This is a genomic window from Oleiphilus sp. HI0067 (genome assembly GCF_001635735.1).
Map to the genome: position 1 here is coordinate 1 of NZ_LWFI01001034.1, position 1433 is coordinate 1433.

Consider the following 1433-nt stretch of genomic DNA (forward strand, 5'->3'; position numbering starts at 1 on the left):
TTATCCAGTGATGGATTTAACCGATAATGAAGTCGCTAAACTGCATGTGCGACATATGGTCGGTGGCCCATCTAACGCCGAAAATGAGCAAGTATTTCGTTTTCAGTTTCCTGAGCGCCCTGGCGCTTTGATGAAATTTTTGACCTCGCTTGGTAGCAAATGGAATATCTCAATGTTTCATTACCGCAACCACGGAGCGGCATATAGTCGTGTCTTTATGGGGGTGCAGGTCAGTGAAGAAGAGAAGCCAACGTTTTTAGCGATGCTAGATGAAATTGGTTTTCCGTATTGGGATGAGAGTGATAATCCTGCCTATCTTCAGTTCTTGCGCGCGAAATAGGTATGTAGCTCGGTAGTGACACTATTAAGGCGCACATCCCACGCTTGGGTTTCGATGGGTGGCAGTTTTTGTAGCTCAAACGCTAGACCGAGCAGATAAGGAGGGCGCCATGATGCGCCCTTTTTTGTTTTAAACTCAAAATGGCGGTCGTAATATCCGCCCCCCATTCCCAAGCGCGCGCAGTCTTTATCGAACCCCACTAAGGGGCACAATACGAGTGATAAACATCTCGCGGGTATGCGCTTACGAATACTCATTGCTGGTTCGGGCATATTAAATTTATTGCTGATCAATTTGTCGTCAGTTTGATACTCGATGAAGACCATTTCGTTTGAACGAAAGCGATCTAACACAGGTAAATAGACTTTTTTGTTTAATGCAAAACACGCTTGAATGAGGAACTGGGTATCGACTTCACCTTTGTCAGATAGATATAAGCCTACGTGTTTGGCTGCAATAAATTTGGGATTAGCAATGATTTTCTTCGTGATGGCGAGGCTTTTTCTCCGCCGACTACTTTCAGGCAAAGCACGACGTTCTTGACGAATTCTTCGTCGTTGTTCATGAGGTGAAAGTAGAGAGGATGTGTCGCTCATTATATTGAGTCATTTAAAGTAGTGTGCCCGAAATGCCGCTGCCTGATAGGGCCTTGAACCGAAAAGGTTCAAGGTGGCTAGCACATGATATGAATTAGGCTTTCCCGTCGATGGGGACCTGCACACATCATACAACATACTTGCCTGGTACTAAGTATCGGCTCGAGGACTTATCTAGCTGGCAAACATTCCAGAACACATCGCAAGTATATGTATTTACTTAGCTGTTTGCATTCAGCATTCCTAAAAAAAACAAAAAATTAAAGTTGAAACTAGCGAGCGTCTTTCGCACCGAGCATGCGATCCATTTGTGCTTCAAGCTTTGATAATTTCTTTTGATCACCAAAAGTGTTCTCAGAGCTTTGCATTAACTCGTAGGTAAGATTCAAAGCAGCCATTACAGCAATACGTTCACTGCCAAAAATCTTTCCAGAATTACGTATTTCACGCATTTTGCTGTCGAGCTGCACTGAAGCTTCACGAAGTTCTTTTTGTTT

2 protein-coding genes, 1 other RNA gene and 1 pseudogene are annotated in these 1433 nt (G+C 43.8%); 1 reads left to right on the forward strand and 3 read right to left on the reverse strand.

What is annotated here, in order from left to right:
- Nucleotides 1-340: pseudogene (locus A3739_RS14205) on the forward strand (threonine ammonia-lyase, biosynthetic); the annotation flags it as partial.
- Here A3739_RS14205 and A3739_RS14210 read toward each other — a convergent pair.
- The 3 genes from A3739_RS14210 to A3739_RS14220 form a co-directional block, all read right to left on the reverse strand.
- The gene (locus A3739_RS14210; RefSeq protein ID WP_068501846.1) at nt 319-936 is read right to left on the reverse strand and encodes a 5-formyltetrahydrofolate cyclo-ligase; all 618 of its coding nucleotides are present in this window, start codon (nt 934-936) and stop codon (nt 319-321) included. The pseudogene A3739_RS14205 and the gene A3739_RS14210 sit on opposite strands and share 22 nt — an antisense overlap.
- Nucleotides 937-957: 21 nt before the next feature.
- A non-coding RNA gene (gene ssrS / locus A3739_RS14215) (6S RNA) lies at nt 958-1136 on the reverse strand.
- Nucleotides 1137-1208: 72 nt separating this feature from the next.
- The coding region (locus tag A3739_RS14220; RefSeq protein WP_068501849.1) for a cell division protein ZapA at nt 1209-1433 on the reverse strand (225 nt) is incomplete at its 5' end.